Origin of the sequence: Pseudomonas sp. W2-17 (genome assembly GCF_041060445.1) — a bacterium.
Lineage (GTDB): Bacteria > Pseudomonadota > Gammaproteobacteria > Pseudomonadales > Pseudomonadaceae > Aquipseudomonas.
The window spans coordinates 16,300-34,735 of sequence record NZ_JAUFNS010000018.1 but is presented as its reverse complement, the minus strand read 5'-3'; the positions used below and the strand labels follow the sequence as shown (position 1 = coordinate 34,735).

The 18,436-nt window shown below is 61.8% G+C and carries 14 protein-coding genes and 4 tRNA genes; 7 read left to right on the top strand and 11 right to left on the bottom strand.

Annotation, left to right across the window (positions count from 1 at the left end):
• Window positions 1-65: 65 nt before the first annotated feature.
• From QWI20_RS20795 to gltX, 9 genes are all read right to left on the bottom strand, one after another.
• Window positions 66-509 carry an Hsp20 family protein gene (locus QWI20_RS20795; protein WP_369307031.1) on the bottom strand — a complete coding sequence of 148 codons (444 nt, stop codon included), beginning with the start codon at window positions 507-509 and terminating at the stop codon, window positions 66-68.
• A gap of 116 nt (window positions 510-625) precedes the next feature.
• Window positions 626-1,585 (bottom strand): tRNA dihydrouridine synthase, encoded by a 960-nt coding sequence (locus tag QWI20_RS20790; RefSeq protein WP_369307030.1) that lies wholly within the window; start codon window positions 1,583-1,585, stop codon window positions 626-628.
• Between the two features lie 75 nt (window positions 1,586-1,660).
• Window positions 1,661-2,101, bottom strand: coding sequence for an acyl-CoA thioesterase (locus QWI20_RS20785; RefSeq protein WP_369307071.1), 441 nt, complete (start codon window positions 2,099-2,101; stop codon window positions 1,661-1,663).
• 281 nt (window positions 2,102-2,382) lie between these two features.
• Window positions 2,383-2,922 carry a TetR/AcrR family transcriptional regulator gene (locus tag QWI20_RS20780; RefSeq protein ID WP_237254827.1) on the bottom strand — a complete coding sequence of 180 codons (540 nt, stop codon included), beginning with the start codon at window positions 2,920-2,922 and terminating at the stop codon, window positions 2,383-2,385.
• A 210-nt stretch (window positions 2,923-3,132) separates the two neighbouring features.
• A tRNA-Glu gene (locus tag QWI20_RS20775) sits at window positions 3,133-3,208 on the bottom strand.
• Window positions 3,209-3,262: 54 nt separating this feature from the next.
• Window positions 3,263-3,338, bottom strand: a tRNA-Ala gene (locus QWI20_RS20770).
• A gap of 51 nt (window positions 3,339-3,389) precedes the next feature.
• A tRNA-Glu gene (locus QWI20_RS20765) sits at window positions 3,390-3,465 on the bottom strand.
• A gap of 83 nt (window positions 3,466-3,548) precedes the next feature.
• Window positions 3,549-3,624, bottom strand: a tRNA-Ala gene (locus QWI20_RS20760).
• Between the two features lie 218 nt (window positions 3,625-3,842).
• The gene (gltX, locus tag QWI20_RS20755) at window positions 3,843-5,324 is read right to left on the bottom strand and encodes a glutamate--tRNA ligase (protein ID WP_369307029.1); all 1,482 of its coding nucleotides are present in this window, start codon (window positions 5,322-5,324) and stop codon (window positions 3,843-3,845) included.
• Window positions 5,325-5,568: 244 nt separating this feature from the next.
• Here gltX and QWI20_RS20750 point away from each other — a divergent pair, with 244 nt between their 5' ends.
• Together QWI20_RS20750 and QWI20_RS20745 are read left to right on the top strand one after the other, a co-directional pair.
• Window positions 5,569-6,624, top strand: a complete 1,056-nt coding sequence (locus tag QWI20_RS20750) for an HlyD family secretion protein (RefSeq protein WP_369307028.1) — start codon at window positions 5,569-5,571, stop codon at window positions 6,622-6,624.
• A 49-nt stretch (window positions 6,625-6,673) separates the two neighbouring features.
• Window positions 6,674-8,164, top strand: a complete 1,491-nt coding sequence (locus tag QWI20_RS20745; RefSeq protein WP_369307070.1) for an MDR family MFS transporter — start codon at window positions 6,674-6,676, stop codon at window positions 8,162-8,164.
• 343 nt (window positions 8,165-8,507) lie between these two features.
• On the opposite strand, the gene uvrB is transcribed toward QWI20_RS20745, so the two are convergent.
• The gene (uvrB, locus tag QWI20_RS20740; protein ID WP_074885065.1) at window positions 8,508-10,523 is read right to left on the bottom strand and encodes an excinuclease ABC subunit UvrB; all 2,016 of its coding nucleotides are present in this window, start codon (window positions 10,521-10,523) and stop codon (window positions 8,508-8,510) included.
• Window positions 10,524-10,859: 336 nt separating this feature from the next.
• Here uvrB and QWI20_RS20735 point away from each other — a divergent pair, with 336 nt between their 5' ends.
• Window positions 10,860-12,056 (top strand): amino acid aminotransferase, encoded by a 1,197-nt coding sequence (locus tag QWI20_RS20735; protein ID WP_369307027.1) that lies wholly within the window; start codon window positions 10,860-10,862, stop codon window positions 12,054-12,056.
• A gap of 840 nt (window positions 12,057-12,896) precedes the next feature.
• Here QWI20_RS20735 and QWI20_RS20730 read toward each other — a convergent pair.
• Window positions 12,897-13,859 (bottom strand): isopenicillin N synthase family dioxygenase, encoded by a 963-nt coding sequence (locus QWI20_RS20730; RefSeq protein WP_369307026.1) that lies wholly within the window; start codon window positions 13,857-13,859, stop codon window positions 12,897-12,899.
• A gap of 248 nt (window positions 13,860-14,107) precedes the next feature.
• On the opposite strand from QWI20_RS20730, the gene QWI20_RS20725 reads away from it, so the two are divergent.
• The 4 genes from QWI20_RS20725 to QWI20_RS20710 all read left to right on the top strand — a co-directional run bounded on the left by QWI20_RS20725 (window position 14,108) and on the right by QWI20_RS20710 (window position 18,422).
• Window positions 14,108-15,484, top strand: coding sequence for an FAD-binding oxidoreductase (locus QWI20_RS20725; RefSeq protein ID WP_369307025.1), 1,377 nt, complete (start codon window positions 14,108-14,110; stop codon window positions 15,482-15,484).
• A gap of 124 nt (window positions 15,485-15,608) precedes the next feature.
• Complete coding sequence (locus QWI20_RS20720) at window positions 15,609-16,460, top strand: transporter substrate-binding domain-containing protein (RefSeq protein ID WP_369307024.1); 852 nt, start codon at window positions 15,609-15,611, stop codon at window positions 16,458-16,460.
• Window positions 16,461-17,094: 634 nt separating this feature from the next.
• Window positions 17,095-17,754, top strand: coding sequence for an amino acid ABC transporter permease (locus tag QWI20_RS20715; RefSeq protein WP_369307023.1), 660 nt, complete (start codon window positions 17,095-17,097; stop codon window positions 17,752-17,754).
• A complete protein-coding gene (locus QWI20_RS20710) occupies window positions 17,751-18,422 on the top strand; it encodes an amino acid ABC transporter permease (RefSeq protein WP_369307022.1) in 672 nt (223 codons plus the stop codon). Before QWI20_RS20715 ends, QWI20_RS20710 begins: the two co-directional genes overlap by 4 nt.
• Window positions 18,423-18,436 lie beyond the last annotated feature (14 nt).

Here is an 18,436-nt window from a genome sequence, read left to right as displayed (position 1 = left end):
TAACGCCGCGTTGAACGCGCACAAAAAAGGCGCCCCGCAGGGCGCCTTCTCACGCTGACTCGGGATCAGTGAGTCAGGGTTTTCTGAGCATTGATTTCGATGCGTTTTGGCTTGGCCTCTTCAGGCACCAGACGCAGCAGGTCAATGTTCAGCAGGCCATTGGCCAAAGCAGCGTTTTTGACCTCGATGTGGTCAGCCAGGCGGAACGACAGCTTGAACGCACGCTGGGCAATGCCCTGGTGCAGGAAGGTCACGCCTTCCGCGGTGTTCTCGCGCTTGCTGCCGGTGACGGTCAGTACGCCCTTCTCGACTTGCAACTCCATATCTTCCTCCTGGAACCCCGCCGCCGCGATGACAATGCGGTATTGGTCATCCGCGTGCTTTTCGACGTTGTAGGGAGGGTAGCTGCTCGCCGACTCGTTGCGCGCCGCCGATTCGAACAAGTCGTTGAAGCGGTCGAAGCCAACGGAGTGCCGGAACAGTGGAGCCAGGGAAAATGCAGTAGTCATCTGAAAATCTCCTGATAAATCAGCAAGTGGTTATCTCCGCGACCCGATTTCGGCATCGCGTAATCCCAAAATAGGGACAGCCATTTGCGTTTCAAGAGTCGTGCAAAAAAAAATTTTCAGGCCGCTTCCGGCACGTTCACGCCGAGCATCTGGCTGATCCGCTCGCAGTCGGTTTCGCGGCGCAGGGCATCAAATAGCACAGTGGCCTCGGGGTAGCTTTTGGTCAGCAGGACCACCCACTGCTTGAGCCGGCCCGGTGCCTGAACGCGGGTCATCTTGGCCATGGCCTGCAGCCAGAAATCCCGCAGCAACGGCTGTAACTCGATCCAGGTCATGGGGATGACCTCACGCCCGGCCTGGGCAGCGGCGATCTGACGGCCCAGGTCCGGACGCGCCACCAGACCGCGGCCGATCATGATGTCGCGGGCCCCGCAGATTTCCCGGCAGCGCCGCCAGTCGTCGACGGTCCAGATCTCGCCGTTGGCAATGATCGGAATCTTCACCACGTCCTGAATCTTGCCGATCCACTCCCAGTGCGCCGGCGGCTTGTAGCCATCGACCTTGGTGCGGGCGTGGACGACGATGTGTTCAGCGCCGCCCGCTTCCAGCGCCCGGGCGCAATCGAGGGCCGGCTCGGTGCTGTCGTAGCCCAGGCGCATTTTGGCGGTGACCGGAATGTGTGCCGGCACGGCGCGACGCACGTGGCTGAGGATGGTGTGCAGCAGCTCCGGCTCTTTGAGCAGCACCGCCCCGCCCCGGGACTTATTGACCGTCTTGGCCGGGCAGCCAAAATTCAGGTCGATGACCGGGGCGCCCAGTTCGGCGGCGAAGGCTGCGTTCTCGGCCAGACACACCGGGTCAGAACCCAGCAGTTGCACACGCAAGGGCACGCCAGCGCGGGTTTTCGAATCCTGCAACAGTTCGGACGCGAGCTTGTGGAAGTAATGTTCCGGCAGCAGACGCTCGGTCACCCGGATGAATTCGGTCACGCACCAGTCGATGCCGCCGACTTGCGTCAGCACGTCGCGCAGAATGTCGTCGACCAGGCCTTCCATGGGCGCCAGGGCAATTTGCATGGGTCACACTCGAAAAAAAGTCCGGCAGTTTACGCAGAGGCCGGCGGATTGGATACGCTTTACGCGTGCCGGACGTCAGGACACAACGCGGTGCAGGCCGGCGGCGTAGCCGTCGATGAACTCGCTCGGCATGCGCTTGGGCTTGCCCGACGAGAGTTCGATGCAGACGAAGGCGGTTTGCGCCCGCAGCAAGGTCATCCCGTCACTGGGCCGTTTCAGCTGGAAGCGCCGGGTCATCTTCAGACGCTGGTCCCAGTCGACGATCCAGGTCGCCAGTTGCAGCTCGTCATCCTGGTAGGCGCTGGCCAGGTAATCGATTTCGTGACGCACCACGGCCATGGCCCGGTCGAGTCGGCGATACTCGGTCAGGTCCAGGCCCAACTGCTGGGAATGCCGCCATGCGCAGCGTTCGAGCCAAGTGACGTACACGGCGTTGTTGGCGTGCCCCAGGCCGTCGATGTCCTCCTCGCCCACCTGCAGATCGATGACGAACGGCGTTGCCAGATCCCAGACCATGTCTTCCTGCCCCTTCAAATTCATTACGCGGGCAGTGTAACCAAAAGCATCAGACAAAACTGAGGGCGGTCGTGGTTGGCCAGAGGTTGAGGGTGCCTGCGCCGGCCCCTTCCCGGCTGAAGCCGGTCCCACTAAAAAAGCATCGCGTGCATCCAGAGGGATTGGCTGAACGCGAAACTTTGTGGGACTGGCTTTAGCCGGGAAGGCGTCGGGTGTCACACCGCAGAATTGATGGTGCCTGCACTGGCCTCTTCCCGGCTGAAGCCGGTCCTACAATGGCATCAGAGCACCGCCGATTTCGCTGCCCGCAGCACCCGATCCGACAGTTCACTGGGGCCCAGGGCTCGGGCGAGTGCCAGACCGCCGACCATCAAGGCGATGTCGGCCAGGGTCTTGTCGGTTTCTTCAGGGCTGGCGGCGAGCTGCGCCACCATCAGTTCGACGTGTTCCGCCAGGGCGTTGCGAAAATCATCGGACAGACGCGCCATCTCCCCTATCGCCGTCGGCAAGGGGCACGCGTGCTCTTGGGCATCGCGGTGCCTGCGCGACAGGTAGAACGCCGCCAATAGCGCGCGCCGCTCCTCGCCCGGCAATTGATCGTCGATACCGGCGACCATCTCACGGCGCTCGGCCAGCAACTGGCTGAACGCTTCAAGCATCAGCGCTTCCTTGCTGTCGAAATGCGCGTAGAAGCCGCCCACCGTGAGCCCCGCTGCGCCCATGATCTCGTTGACGCTGGGCTCGATCGGGCCGCGCGCGATGAGTGCAGTGCTGGCAGCAGTCAGAATACGTTCGCGGGTCTGTGCTTTTTTGTCGTTCATGACCGCCTCCGGGATGATGACGATAATATTATCCTCATCATGTGCGTTGGCAAGGACCCATCAGGGCATTTGAGATGACTGACAGGCGGATAAGACAAGAGATGAACGAAAATGAGCTAAACAAGGAAGGGACTGAGAACTCAAACCCCGGAAAAACAAAAGGGCCATTCAATAATCGAATGACCCTTGGTCTCGCAGAGCGAGAAATCGTGGCGTCCCCTAGGGGACTCGAACCCCTGTTACCGCCGTGAAAGGGCGGTGTCCTAGGCCACTAGACGAAGGGGACGCAAAACCTTCGAGCAGACTCGTCGATGACAACATGACGAACCCTGGCAGAAATTGGTGGAGCTTAGCGGGATCGAACCGCTGACCTCCTGCATGCCATGCAGGCGCTCTCCCAGCTGAGCTAAAGCCCCTACTTTACGCCTCTCGGCGGAGATCAGCTCGAAAGCCTCACTCGGTAAAACTGGCGTCCCCTAGGGGACTCGAACCCCTGTTACCGCCGTGAAAGGGCGGTGTCCTAGGCCACTAGACGAAGGGGACGTAACCCTTGCGTACCGCATCGGTGCTGGTTCCGAAGCGGGACAAACTTCAAGGCAGTAAAGCAAACCTTCAAGCTTCTAATTTGGTGGAGCTAAGCGGGATCGAACCGCTGACCTCCTGCATGCCATGCAGGCGCTCTCCCAGCTGAGCTATAGCCCCACATTACACTGACAGAGAACGCCGCGTTACCGCGTGTTTCTGCGTTGCCGTGTGGACGGGGCGCATATTAAGTGCGACCCACAATGCTGTCAAATTCTTTTTCAAACAATTCCAAAAGAATTTTCCGGGATAACAATCACTTACCGCCTCCCGGAAAACCGCCCCACGTCGGGCCACCGGGCAATCGCTCAATGGCCCGGTGTCGCTCATGCAACCACTCAGCCAATCGCGCCGAGCAATTTTTCCCACTCTTTGTTCTCTTTCTTCGACACGCCGCCCAGCATGTCCAGCGCCTGGCGCAGACGGAAACGGGTGAGGTCCGGGCCGAGAATCTCCATCGCGTCGGTGACCGATACCGAATTGGCCTGACCGGTAATAGCGGCAAACATCAGGGGCATGGCGTCACGCAGCTTGAGCTCCAGGTGCTCGACCACCGCCTGAATGCATCCGGTGATCTTGTCCTTCTCCCACTGACGCAAGGACTCCAGCTTCCACAGAATCAGCTGGATGACCTGGCGCACTTGCTCCGGCGACAGCTTCTTGTGCTCGAACAGCTTCACGTCCGGCGTCACGCCACCGGCGAAGAAGAAGCCGCCCAGCGGGGCGATCTGGCTGAATGTCTCGACGCGGCCCTGCACGTGGGGCGCGATCTTCATCATGTAGTCGCTGTTGAACGCCCACTTCTGCACGCGGGTGGCGAACTCTTCCACCGGCAGTTCACGCAGCCACTGGCCGTTGAGCCACGACAGTTTCTCGATGTCGAAAATCGGGCCGCCCAGGGAGACGCGGCTCAGGTCGAAGTGTTCGACCATTTCGTCCAGCGAGAACTTTTCGCGCTCGTCGGGCATCGACCAGCCCATGCGGCCGAGGTAGTTGAGCATCGCTTCCGGCATGAAGCCCATACGCTCGTAGAACGTGACCGAGGTCGGGTTCTTGCGCTTGGACAGCTTGCTCTTGTCCGGGTTACGCAGCAGTGGCATGTAACACAGCGCCGGTTTTTCCCAGCCGAAGTATTCGTAGAGCAGGATCAGCTTCGGCGCCGACGGCAGCCACTCTTCGCCGCGCAGCACATGGGTGATGCCCATCAGGTGATCGTCGACGACGTTGGCCAGGAAGTAGGTCGGCAGGCCGTCGGTCTTCATCAGGACCTGCATGTCCATGCGGTCCCACGGGATTTCGACTTCGCCGCGCAGGAGGTCCGGCACCACGCAGACGCCTTCGCTCGGCACCTTCATGCGGATCACATGGGGTTCGCCGGCGGCCAGGCGACGCTCGACTTCTTCTTTCGAGAGCAGCAGCGCGCGGCCGTCGTAGCGAGGGGTTTCGCCGCGGGCGGTCTGCTCGGCGCGCATCTGGTCGAGCTCTTCGGCGGTGCAGAAGCACGGAAAGGCATGACCGGCATCGACCAGTTCCTGCACGTACTTCTTGTAGATGTCGCCGCGCTCGCTCTGGCGATACGGGCCATGGGGACCGCCGACGTCAGGGCCTTCGCTCCACTCGATGCCGAGCCAGCGCAGGGCGTCGAAAATCTGTTGTTCGGACTCGCGGGTCGAGCGCAGTTGATCGGTGTCTTCAATGCGCAGGATGAATTCGCCGCCATGCTGCTTGGCGAAGCAATAGTTGAACAGCGCGATGTAGGCCGTGCCAACGTGGGGGTCGCCGGTGGGCGATGGCGCGATGCGGGTGCGAACGGTGGTCATGGAAAATCCCGGATAGGTCGAACAAGCCGCGAATGTTAACAGGCGCGGCCTGCGCGGCTCCAGCGCCAGCGGTGATGGGCTGCACAATCGGGGCGATGACGAGACAGGCGCCCCCGCCCTGCCTGCCCGGAACGCCTCGCAACGAATGCCCCGCCATCAGTGCCGGTCATGATCGCGACGATGGCTAGGTGCCAGACCGCCAACCCTGATAAATTTGCTGACATTCCAAAAATCCAGAACGCCCATGCCCGCCCAACTCAAGCGCCGCCTGTTCATCTTCTTCGGGGTGGTCCTGCTGATCGCCCTCGCCTTCTTCGCCCAGTGGTACCTGAAAGGACGTTTTCACGAGTCCACCGACAACGCCTACGTGCAGGGTGAAATCACCCGGGTGTCCAGCCAGCTCGGCGCGCGGATCGACGAGGTGCTGGTGCAGGACAACCAGCACGTGGAAAAAGGCCAGTTGTTGGTGCGGCTCGAGCCGGATGACTTTCGCCTGGCCATCGACCGGGCTCAGGCGACCCTGGCAACCCGCGAGGCGGAGCGCCTGCAAGCCCAGAGCCGTCTCACTCAGCAGTCGAGCCTGATCGCCGCCAGCGATGCGCAGGTGCAAGCGAATCAGGCAACCCTCGGGCGCACGCAACTGGACCTGGCGCGGCTGCAAAAACTGCGCACCCCGGGTTTCGTCTCGGAAGCGCAGGTCACGACCATGACCGCCGACAGCAACGTCGCCCGCTCCCAGGTCAGCAAGGCCCAGGCCGATGCCCAGAGTCAGCGCCAGCAGGTCAACGCGCTGAACGCCGAGATCAAGCGCCTCGACGCGCAGATCGCCACCGCTCGCGCCGACCTGGCTCAAGCGCAGATCAATGTGCAGCGCACCGAAATCCACTCGCCCCTCAGCGGGCTTGTCGGCCAGCGGGCGGCGCGCAATGGTCAGTTCGTTCAGGCCGGCGCGTATCTGCTGTCGATCGTGCCGGACGAGGACATCTGGGTGCAGGCCAACTTCAAGGAAACCCAGATCGAGCACATGGAGATCGGTCAGGTCGCCCAGCTGACGTTCGACAGCTTTCCCGGCACGCCCATCGAGGGTCGCGTCGACAGCCTGTTTGCCGCCTCCGGCGCGCAGTTCAGTCTGCTGCCGCCGGACAACGCCACCGGCAACTTCACCAAGGTCGTGCAGCGCATCCCCGTCAAGCTGACCTTCACGCCGGACAACCCGCTGCACGGCAAGATCCGCCCGGGCATGTCGGTGACCGTTTCGGTTGACATCCGGCCGGCGAACGACCCGCAACGTGGCCGGTGACGAACTGATCCGCCCGGTCGGCGAACCGACCCGGCGCGACTGGATTGCCGTGATGAGTGTGATGCTCGGCGCGTTCATGGCGGTCCTCGATATCCAGATCACCAACTCGTCGCTCAAGGACATCCAGGGCGCACTGTCGGCGACGCTGGAAGAAGGCTCGTGGATCTCCACCTCGTATCTGGTGGCGGAAATCATCATGATTCCGCTGACGGCGTGGCTGGTGCAGCTGCTCTCGGCGCGGCGCCTGGCGGTCTGGGTGTCACTGGGTTTTCTGCTGTCGTCCCTGCTCTGCTCGATGGCCTGGAGCCTGGAGAGCATGATCGTATTCCGCGCCCTGCAGGGCTTCACCGGCGGCGCGCTGATCCCGCTGGCGTTCACCCTGACCTTGATCAAACTGCCGGAGCATCACCGGGCCAAGGGCATGGCGCTGTTCGCCATGACCGCCACTTTTGCCCCTTCCATCGGCCCGACCCTGGGCGGCTGGCTGACGGAGAATTTTGGCTGGGAATACATCTTCTACATCAACATCCCGCCGGGGCTGGTGATGATTGGCGGTCTGCTCTACGGGCTGGAGAAGAAAGCACCGCACTGGGAATTGCTCAAGAGCACCGACTACGCCGGCATCGTCACGCTGGGCGTCGGGCTGGGCTGCCTGCAGGTCTTTCTTGAAGAGGGGCATCGCAAGGACTGGCTTGAATCGAACCTGATCGTCGGCCTGGGCAGTATTGCGCTGGTGAGCCTGATCAGCTTTGTGATCATTCAGCTTTCCAAGGCGAAGCCGCTGATCAATCTGGGCATCCTCGGCAACCGCAATTTTGGTCTATCGAGTATTTCCAGCGTCGGTATGGGCGTCGGGCTGTATGGCTCGATCTATCTGCTGCCGCTGTACCTGGCGCAGATACAGGGCTACAACGCGCAGCAGATCGGCGAGGTGATCATGTGGATGGGCGTGCCCCAGCTGTTTCTGATTCCGCTGGTGCCGCAGCTGATGAAGGTTATTTCGCCAAAGCTGCTGTGTACGCTGGGGTTTGGTTTGTTCGGGCTGGCGAGCTTTTCGTCCGGCGTGCTCAATCCGGATTTCGCCGGGCCGCAGTTCAACCAGATTCAGATCGTACGGGCGCTGGGTCAGCCATTGATCATGGTGACCATTTCCTTGATCGCGACGGCGTTCATTCAGCCCCAGGATGCGGGGTCGGCGTCGAGCCTGTTCAACATTCTGCGCAACCTGGGCGGCGCCATCGGCATTGCGCTGCTGGCCACGCTGCTGGATGCACGGACCAAGACCTACTTCGACTATTTGCGCGAATCGATCTCCCCCGCCAATCCGCAAGTGGCCGAGCGCATGGCGATGCTCACCGACCGGCTGGGCAGTGAAACGGCGGCGTTGGGCAAGCTCAGCGAGATCGCCCATCAACAGGCAGCGATCATGGCCTACAACGACGCGTTTCATTTTGTCGGAATTGCGCTGGGGGTCAGCATGCTGGCGGTGTTGCTGACGCGTAAGCTGCCGTCGGGGGTCAAGAGTGGCGCGGCGCATTGAGCGGAATGTCCTGACGCTCCGCGATCGCTCATCTAACAGATCCCCTGTGGGAGCGACCGGGGTGGCGCTCCACCTTGCTCGCGAAGATGGCCTGATATCCGCCGCATCTCCATCTGCAGGACCAATGCCTTCGTGAGCAAGCTCACTCCCACAAAGCCCAGCGGCGTGGCCGGGATATCAAGTTGAACACAACCCCTGTGGGAGCGAGCTTGCTCGCGAAAGCGTCGGTACATCCGCTGCATCTTCATCTGGAGTGAAAATGCCTTCGTGAGCAAGCTCACTCCCACAGGTCCCCTGGCGTGACCGATATCCAGCGTCATGCCCCAGTCACTCCCAGGAGTCCTCAAACCGCCAACAACCGCTCGCGCAGTTTGCCGATCTCGTCGCGCATCTGTGCCGCTGCTTCGAACTCCAGGTCGCGGGCCAGTTGGTACATCTTCTCTTCCAGCTGACGAATGCGTTTGGTGATTTCGCTCGGCGAGCGCAGTTCGGCTTCGTACTTGGCGTTTTCCTCGGCGGCTTTGGCCATGCCTTTGCGCTTCTTGCTGCGCGAGCCGGGCACGGTGGCGCCTTCCATGATGTCGGCGACGTCCTTGATCACGCTTTTCGGCGTGATGCCGTTGGCCAAGTTGAAGGCGATCTGCTTCTCGCGACGACGATCGGTTTCGCCAATCGCGCGCTCCATGGAGCCGGTGATGCGGTCGGCGTAGAGAATCGCCCGGCCGTTGAGGTTACGCGCGGCTCGGCCGATGGTCTGGATCAGCGAGCGCTCGGAACGCAGGAAGCCTTCCTTGTCCGCATCGAGAATCGCCACCAGTGACACTTCCGGCATGTCCAGACCTTCGCGCAGCAGGTTGATCCCCACCAGCACGTCAAAGGTGCCCAGGCGCAGGTCGCGGATGATCTCGACGCGCTCGACGGTATCGATGTCCGAGTGCAGGTAACGCACGCGCACGCCGTGGTCGGCCAGGTAATCGGTGAGGTCTTCGGACATGCGCTTGGTCAGCGTGGTCACCAGCACCCGTTCCTCGATCGCCACGCGCTTGTGGATTTCCGAGAGCAAGTCGTCGACCTGGGTCAGCGCCGGACGGATTTCGATCTGCGGGTCAACCAGACCGGTCGGCCGCACCACCTGCTCGACGATGCGGCCCGCGTGCTCGGCCTCGTAGTTACCCGGCGTCGCTGACACGAAAATGGTCTGCGGGCTGACGTTTTCCCACTCATCGAAACGCATCGGCCGGTTGTCCAGCGCAGACGGCAGGCGGAAACCGTACTCCACCAGCGTTTCTTTACGCGAGCGGTCGCCTTTATACATGGCGCCGACCTGGGGCACGCTGACGTGGGATTCGTCGATCACCAGCAGCGCGTCAGCCGGCAGGTAGTCGTACAGCGTCGGCGGCGGCGCGCCGGACGGACGCCCGGACAGATAACGCGAGTAGTTTTCGATGCCGTTGCAGTAACCCAGTTCGAGGATCATCTCCAGGTCGAAACGGGTGCGCTGCTCCAGGCGTTGCGCTTCCACCAGCTTGTTGGCGCCGCGCAGGTATTCGAGACGTTCCTGCAGCTCGACCTTGATGCCTTCCATTGCGTCCAGCAGCGTTTCGCGCGGGGTCACGTAGTGGCTCTTCGGGTAAAACGTGAAGCGCGGCAGTTTGCGAATGACCTCGCCGGTCAGCGGATCGAAGGCGGAGAGACTTTCGACTTCATCATCGAACAGCTCGATGCGGATGGCTTCCAGGTCCGATTCCGCCGGGAACACGTCGATCACGTCGCCGCGCACACGGAAGGTCGCCCGGGCGAAATCCATGTCGTTGCGGGTGTACTGCAGGTCGGCCAGACGGCGCAGCAAGGCGCGCTGATCGAGTTTATCGCCGCGATCCACGTGCAGCACCATGCGCAGGTAGGTTTCCGGACTGCCCAGACCGTAGATGCACGACACCGTGGTGACGATGATCGAGTCCTTGCGCTCCAGCAACGCTTTGGTCGCGGACAGGCGCATCTGCTCGATGTGGTCGTTGATCGACGCGTCCTTCTCGATGAAGGTGTCCGACGACGGCACGTAGGCTTCGGGCTGATAGTAGTCGTAGTAGGAAACGAAGTATTCGACCGAGTTGTTCGGGAAAAACGCCTTGAACTCGCCGTACAACTGGGCGGCCAGGGTTTTGTTCGGCGCCAGCACCAGGGTCGGGCGCTGCACTTGCTGAATGACGTTGGCGATGCTGAAGGTCTTGCCCGAACCGGTCACACCGAGCAGGGTCTGGTGCGACAGCCCGGCGTCGATGCCTTCAACCAACTGACGAATCGCCTCCGGTTGATCGCCGGCCGGCTCAAAACGGGTAACGAGCTGAAACTCGGACATAACGTACCTCTGGACGGGCCGCTGCCAGATAAATCCTGCAGCAACGCAATATTGAGCACGAACGGCTGATCCCGCCACGGAAAAGACGTACATAAAAGAAGTGATGGGACTACAGGTGGAGTCGACTGCGCCACCTTTCAAGCCACCCTCCGCAGATTAGTCCGCAGCACTGGACTAACGGTCGAAAAATTTCGCGAAAAACCCTGAAAAACCTGCCCGGGACTGTCGCCCGCACTGGCGCGGGCCTTTATACTTGCTCCCCGTTTGTGCACCGCTCTAGTGCAATCGGCTGGAGCGACGCGACCCATTCACTCCCCCACTCAGAGCCCCCGCACAATGAGCCTGTTCTCCGCTGTCGAAATGGCACCACGCGATCCAATCCTGGGCCTCAACGAAGCATTCAACGCCGATACCCGTACGACCAAGGTCAATCTGGGTGTCGGCGTCTACAGCAACGAAGAAGGGAAAATTCCGCTGCTGCGCGCCGTTGTCGAAGCGGAAGAAAACCGGGTGGCTCAACACCTGCCCCGCGGTTACCTGCCGATTGACGGCATCGCCGCCTACGACAAGGCCGTGCAAACCCTGCTGTTCGGTGCCGAGTCGCCGCTGCTGGCGTCGGGTCAGGTGATGACGGTCCAGGCGGTCGGCGGCACGGGCGCGCTGAAGATCGGCGCTGACTTCCTCAAGCAGCTTTCCCCTGACGCCGTTGTGGCGATCAGCGACCCGAGCTGGGAGAACCACCGCGCGCTGTTCGAAACCGCCGGTTTCCCGGTGCAGAACTACCGCTATTACGACGCCGCCACCCATGACGTGAACCGCACGGGGATGCTGGAAGATTTGCAGAACCTGCCGTCCGGCTCGATCGTTGTGCTGCACGCGTGCTGCCACAACCCGACCGGCGTTGACCTGACCCTGGAAGACTGGAAGAGGGTCCTTGAGGTGCTGAAGGCCAAGGGTCATGTGCCGTTTCTGGACATGGCGTATCAGGGCTTCGGTGACGGGATCGACGAGGACGCGGCGGCGGTGCGTCTGTTTGCCGACAGCGGCCTGACGTTCTTTGCTTCCAGTTCGTTTTCGAAGTCGTTTTCGCTGTATGGCGAGCGGGTCGGCGCGTTGTCGATTGTGACGGATTCGAAGGAGGAGACGGCGCGGGTGTTGTCGCAGGTGAAGCGTGTGATCCGCACGAACTATTCGAATCCGCCGACCCATGGCGCGTCGATTGTGGCGGCGGTGTTGAGCAGCCCTGAGTTGCGTGCGAAGTGGGAGGAGGAGCTGGGCGAGATGCGCCTGCGGATTCGCGGGATGCGTGAGGAGATGACCCAGCGTCTGGCGAATAATGCGGCGGGGCAGGATTTCAGTTTTGTCGCGCGTCAGCGGGGGATGTTTTCGTATTCGGGTCTGACGACACCGCAGGTTCATCGTTTGCGCAGCGAGTTCGGGATCTATGCGTTGGATACCGGGCGGATTTGTGTGGCGGCGTTGAACAAGGGGAATATCGGGGCGGTTACCGAGGCGATCCTGGCGGTTATCTAAACCGCTGAACATTTAAGATCAGGAGCGTCTGCCTAAGGGCAGACGTTTCGCCTTCGGCGAGTTACTTGGAAAAGCACCCCAAGTAACCAAGGGTGCTTGCTCTCGGTTGGGCCCGACTTCGTCGGGTTCCTTCACTCCGGTCTCGCTCCGTGGGCCCGCCGCCATCCGCCATCCATGGCGGGGGGCGGCTCTCGCGGTATCCATGCCGCTCGGCCCACTCCACGAGACCTGCGTTCAGCCTGCACCAAAGTCGCGTTTGGTGTTGTCTGGACCTCTTGCGTAGGAAGATCAAAAGCGCGTTTAAAGCAGATCAAAGGCTTCCCGGCTGAAGCCGGTCCCACAGGTGCGCGCGGTGTTTTAGTGGGACCGGCTTTAGCCGGGAAGAGGCCGGTACAGGCGCTTGCAGTTCCGCTGACCAAACACCGCCCCTGTGGGAGCGAGCTTGCTCGCGAATGCTGTTGCTGCTGTTGCTGCTGTTGCAGTTGCAGTTGCCGTTGCCGTTGCCGTGCTTTTGATCTTCGTACGCAAAAAGCCCAAACACCACAAATCGCGACTTGGGTGCAGGCTGAACGCAGACGACGCGGAGTGGGCCGAGCGGCATGGATGCCGCGAGAGCGCCGCTAGGACATGGATGTCCGTTCGGCGCGGGCCCACGGAGCGTCGTCGGAGTGAGGGTATTCCGACGAAGGAGGAACCCAACCAGGAGCAGGGCCTTTTTGGTTACTTTTTCGGCTCTTGGAAAAAGTGACCCGCCGTAAGGGCGGAACCCTAACAACAGCACACCGAGATATTGGATACCCGTAAATATTTGCGCATTTACCCGCTTTTCGGAGCCTGCGACTACGCCTTCTTCCGATACGCCATCGAATCATCAATCCGCTTGAGTATGTAATCCCCCGCCGCCACCGCCGGATACCGACTGGCAGCAGCCTCGATTCCCAAATCGCACGGATCAACAACGGCCCCATAGGTCGGGTCATAAAACGTCGCGATCGAATACCGCTCATGCCCCGACTGATTGATCACCCGATGCAACGTCGACCGGAACCGATCGTTCGACCACCGCGCCAGCAAATCCCCCACGTTCACCACCAGACTGCCCTCGATCGGCGTCGCATCGATCCACGCCCCGCTGCCCAACTCACGCACCTGCAGACCGCCGCTGTTGTCCTGATGCAACAACGTGATACAGCCATAATCCGTGTGTGGCGCCACGCCGAACTGATCGGTCTCGGCCCGGGGCGGATGGGGCGGGTAATAGACCATCTGCGTACGCTGCAAACGCTTGCCGTATTTCGGCGCAAAGAAATCGGGCTCGATGCCCAAGCCCACGGCCACGGCCTTCAACAGATCAGCGCCGGCCTTGCCGATCTCCTCGTAATAGGCCTCCAGGGCCACCCGCAATGCCGGCATGAAATCCGGCCACTGGTTCGGCCCGCGCAACGCCTCCCCCGCCAGCACACTCGGGTCATCCTCCGGCAGCTCCAGGCCGATGCTGAAAAACTCTTTGAAATCCGGTTTGGTCGCCTCATACATCAGCGCACCGCCCAACGCATGCCAGCCGCGGTGGCGCTTGTTCACCGCCACTTGACGCTTCACTTCCGGTGCGAAGGCGAAGAAGGTTTTTGCGGCCGCCATGGTGCTGTCGATCACCTGTCGGGGCACACCGTGGTTGATGATGTAGAAGAAGCCGCTCTCGCTGCAGGCGGTGCGGATGGCTTCGCCGGCGCGCCGGATCGCGGCATCGTCGCCTTCGCGGACGCCGGCCATGTCGATGATCGGGAGGTTGGCGGTGACGGTCATGGCAGGCTCCGGGCGCAGGAAATGGACTGGGCGGTATAGACCGGATCAAGCATTTACTGTGCCGCGCCGCCCGAGCGTTATTCGTACGACACTTCACGATCACTAGGACCGGCTTCAGCCGGGAAGCTTTTAGCGTCATTAACCCACCGGCGTCGATCAACTGGCCTGCATCTTGCCTCAGCTGTCTATACAGCCTCCCCGCTTTCAGGCCCGCCCCACTCCTGACGCGAATTGATCGAGTGGATTCCATGAGCGACCTGCAACAGACCATCAGCCAGTTGCGCCAGGCCCTGGGCGATGCTCAGGTGCTGACCGGCGAGGCCATCAGCCCGCGGCATTACAGCGACTGGACCCGCCATGCCCCTGCTTGCCCCGCCGCGTTGCTCTTGCCGACCAGCACCGAACAGGTCTCCCTCGCCCTGGGCATCTGCCACGCGGCGGGGCAAAGCGTGGTGCCCCAGGGCGGCATGACCGGTCTCGCGGGCGGCGCCGTTCCGCGCACCACCGACATCGCGCTGTCGCTGGATCGCCTGCGCGGCATCGAGGAGATCGACACGGCCGCCGCCACCGTCAGCGTGCGCGCGGGCACGACGCTGGAGGACATCCAGCGCGCCGTGGCCGAGGCCGGATTTTTGTTTCCGCTGGATCTAGGCGCCCGGGGCTCGTGCCAGATCGGTGGCAATATTGCTACCAATGCCGGCGGCAATGCGGTGATTCGTTACGGGATGACCCGCGACCTGGTGCTCGGTCTGGAGGTGGTGTTGGCGGACGGGCGTGTGCTCGACCTGATGAACAAGATGATCAAGAACAACTGCGGTTATGACCTAAAACAGTGCTTCATCGGCAGCGAAGGCACCCTTGGGGTGATTACCCGAGCAGTATTGAAGATGGCGCCGCCACCCGGTCCGACCACCACGCTGCTCTGCGCCCTGCCCGATTACCCCAGCGCGGTCGCCCTGCTGCGGCGTATTCAATCGAGCGTCGGCACGCCTCAGGCGTACGAGTTGATGTGGCAGGACTTCTTCCGCCTTGGCGTGTCGTGGCTAGAGAAGCCCGTCGCGCCGATGCCCGATCACCATCCGCTGTACGTGCTGCTGGAGTCTTCCGGCCAAAGCGATGCGCTGGAGCAAACCCTTGAAGCGGCGATTGAGGCCGGTGAAGTGGTCGATGCCATTCTCGCCACCTCCCAGACCCAGGCACGCGGCCTGTGGAAGATTCGCGAGGCCACCGGCGAGTTTCCCCAGCGCATGGCGCCCCTGAACTTCGACATCAGCCTGCCCATCGGCCGCATCGGTGAGTTCGCCGAACGCTGCCGTGAGCGTATCGACGCGCGCTGGCCGGGTAACCGAAGCGTGTATTTCGGCCACATCGGTGACAGCAATCTGCACCTGACGGTGGACTGCAACTCGCTGCCGCAACCCGCGCCGGTGCTGGAAATCGAGGAGCTGGTGTACAGCGCCGTCGGCGAGCTGGGCGGCGCGGTGTCGGCTGAACATGGCATCGGCCTGCTCAAGCGCGAGTTTCTCCATCACTCGGTGAGCGCAGAAGCGTTGCAAGTAATGGCCGAGCTCAAGCGCAGCTTCGACCCCAACGGCATTCTCAACCCGGGCAAGATCCTCGGCTGATCGTACCATGCCGGTTGTCTATACCGGTATGGCACGCTAACTGCAGTTGCAGAATCATTCACCCGCTCACCCAACATCCCACAGCCTTCGACGAAACACGCCGCATCCACCCAGGAGCCATCCCATGTCACTCGACTCTGTGTTCCGCAGGACGTTTAAACGCTTGAGTACCGCTGCCACGCTGGCGCTGTTGCCTCTGGCAGTGCTGCCATCGTCGGCGCACGCCGATCAGCTGGCCGATGTGAAGAAGGCCGGTGAGCTGGTGGTCGGCACCGAAATGCAGTTCGCGCCCTTCGATTTCCTCGAAGCGGGCAAACAGAAAGGCTTGAATGCCGAGCTGTTCGAGGCGCTGGGCCAGGAGCTGGGGGTCAAGATCAAGTTCCTCGACCTGCCGTGGCCGAGCGTGCTGCCCGGCCTTGAGGCGAAGAAATTCGACGTGGTGGCCGGTCCGATCATCGTGACCAAGGCGCGCAAGGAGCGTTACCACTTCGTGTCGCCGATTGCCGAAGCGACCGTGGCGCTGCTGGCCGGGGCAAAGGACGACAGCATCGGCAAGCCTGAAGACATCGCCGGTAAAACCGTCGGTGCCGGCAAGGGCTCGGCGCAGCTGGAAGAGCTGAAAGCCTTCGCCGCGACCCTGCCGCAGAAGGTCACCATTCGTGAATACGTCGACAACAATCAGGCTTACGCCGACCTGGCCGCCAAGCGCATCGTCGCCGTGGCCAACTCGCTGCCGAACATCTCCTTCGTCGCCGCGCAGAAAAGCAATCTGTACAAAGTGGTGCAGCCGCCGTTCGGCAAGAAATCCTACTTCGCCTACCTGGGCCGCAAGGACGCCGATGCCGACAGCCTGATCGCTGCGCTGGATGCCGCCCTGACCAAGATGCACGACGACGGCCGCCTGGCTGCGCTGCAGAAGAAATGGCTGGGCGCGGAAATGGACGTGCCGAAGGGTGATTTCGAGCCGACGTGGTGAGGCGCATTTGAGCCTTCTGCTTTGACTCAAGGCCGACAGAACGACACATAACCTGTGGGAGCTTGCTCGCGAATGCATTTTTGCAGTGAAAGAGGTGTCGCCTGACAAACCGCATTCGTGAGCAAGCTCACTCTCACACGATCCGCGCGTCGACTCCGGATTTGCGGGGCGACACGTAACCTGTGGGAGCGAGCTTGCTCGCGATTGCATGCTTGCAGTCGAAGGATGTGTCGCCTGACCCACTGCTTTCGTGAGCAAGCTCACTCCCACACGATCCGCGCGTCGACTCCGGATTTGCGGGGCGACACGTAACCTGTGGGAGCGAGCTTGCTCGCGAATGCATTTTTGCAGTGGAAGGATGTGTCGCCTGACCCACCGCTTTCGTGAGCAAGCTCACTCCCACACGATCCGCGCGTCGACTCCGGATTTGCGGGGCGACACGTAACCTGTGGGAGCGAGCTTGCTCGCGAATGCATTTTTGCAGTGAAAGAGGTGTCGCCTGACAAACCGCATTCGTGAGCAAGCTCACTCCCACAAGGTCGGCGCCTGAAGATCCACCCAGTGATGACTCATACAGTGATCATCCACAGTGTGACGATTCACTCAGTGACAATTCACCGGCTGGAGTACCCCCGTGTTCGATTGGCCATTGCTTCAGCAAAACGCGCCGCTCTTGCTTGGCGCTCTGTGGGTGACGCTACACGTGTCGATGGCCGCGCTGGTGTTCGGCTTTGTCATCGGCATCGTCGTCGGTAGCCTGCGCCTGTCGCCGGTCCCCCTGTTGCGCCGCCTGGGTGGCGCCTACATCTTCGTGTTCCGCGGCATTCCGCTGCTGGTGCAATTGCTGTTTATCTATTACTTCCTGCCCCGGGTCGGCCTGCCGAACGTCTCGCCCACGGTGGCGGCGATCATCGGCCTGTCCCTGGCCGCCGGCGCCTATATCGCCGAGATCATGCGTGGCGGTTTTCTTGCGATTCCCGGCGGTCAGCTGGAGGCCGCCGGGCTGTTGGGCATGAGCGACGCGCAAATGCTCATGCGCATCCGCGTGCCCCAGGCCGTGCGCCTGACGCTGCCGGCGCTGGTCAATGAAATGATTCTGCTGATCAAGGCCTCGTCGCTGGTCTCGGTGGTGGGGCTGGCCGACCTCACCCGCACGGCGCAGAACCTGGCGGCCAGCGATTACATGTTCGTCCAGGACTACCTGATGCTGGCCGGCTTCTATTGCCTGATCAACGTGCCGCTGGCCTATGCCGCGAGCCTGCTCGAACGACGCCTGAAGGAGCGCACGGCATGACCTTCGACCCGAGCATTTTTACCGACCACCTGGGCGACATCGGCTCGGGGTTTCTGGTCACCCTCGGCACCTGGAGCAGCGGCGTCGTGCTCGGCCTCGCGCTGGGCATGCTGATCGCGGTCGCCCAGGTGTTCGGCAACCACTTCGTGCGCGCGCCATTGCGGGTGTTCATCGAGCTGATCCGCAGCACGCCGTTTCTGGTGCAGCTGTTTCTGGTGTATTACGGCGGGCCCTCGTTCGGCATCAGCCTCGACCCGATCCCCGCCGGCATCCTCGGCCTGGGGGTTTACGGCAGCGTGTACTTCGCCGAGATCTTCCGCACCGGCTTTCAGTCAGTCGCCCGGGGTCAGCTGGAGGCCGCCGATTGTCTGGGCATCACTCGCCTGCAATGCATCTGGCGCATCCAGTTGCCGCAGATGCTGGTGATGATTCTGCCGGCGCTGGTGAACATGGTCACGGTGCTGTGCAAGGAAACCGCTGTGCTGTCGATCATCACCATTCCCGAGCTGACGATGGTGCTGACCGGCATCGGTTCGGAGACCTTCGCCTTCGTCGAAACCCTGCTGATGCTGTGCATTGGCTACCTGATTCTGGTGGAGCTGTGCTCGCGGCTGGGCATGCTGCTGGAAACCCGCGTCGGCCGTTTCATGAGCAGGCAACCGCGATGAACAGTCTTCTGATC